The organism is Limnoraphis robusta CS-951, assembly GCF_000972705.2.
This window is the reverse complement of record NZ_LATL02000325.1, coordinates 1-649: the sequence shown is the minus strand read 5'-3', so window position 1 is coordinate 649 and position 649 is coordinate 1. Positions and strand designations below refer to the sequence as shown.

General features: G+C 44.1%; 1 protein-coding gene. It reads left to right on the top strand.

All coding sequences use genetic code 11. The features are described from left to right. Nucleotides 1-334: phosphoketolase family protein (locus WN50_RS27395; RefSeq protein ID WP_049561365.1), on the top strand; the 334-nt coding region annotated here is incomplete at its 5' end. Between the last annotated feature and the right edge of the window lie 315 nt (nt 335-649).

The following is a 649-nucleotide window of genomic DNA, read 5'->3' as shown; positions in this document are numbered from 1 at the left end:
CCTGTTTACTCCCGATAAACCTGTGATCTTTAACTTCCACGGTTATCCCTGGTTAATTCACAAATTGGCTTATCGTCGCACCAACCAAGAACGAATTCATGTTCGGGGTTACAAAGAAAAAGGCAACATCAACACCCCGTTAGAATTGGCGATCAGAAACCAAATTGACCGCTTTAGCCTGGTAATTGATGTAATTGATCGCGTTCCGAAACTCGGTTCTGCTGCGGCTCACGTTAAAGAACGCATGAAAAACGCCATTATCGAAAACCTTAACTACGCCGTTGAACACGGCAAAGACAAGGAAGACGTCGATAACTGGAAATGGCCCTATTAACAGTCACCAGTATTGTAGGGGCGGGTTCGATAATTATGTATGTCTCTAGCCGATAGCCTAGATAAACCCGCCCCCTCTCTGTGACAGTCACCAGTATTGTAGGGGCGGGTTCGATAATTATCTATGTTTCTAGCCGATAGCCTAGATAAACCCGCCCCCTCTGTGACAGTCACCCGTATTGTAGGGGCGGGTTCGACCGCGATCTTTACTACTTTTCGTATTCTTTTTATTAAATGGCTTTTCTCCTTTATGAACTGGCAAATAATCTATTTTATTCAGAGCTACGATTAGGCACAAAGATGGCTTAAATAATGG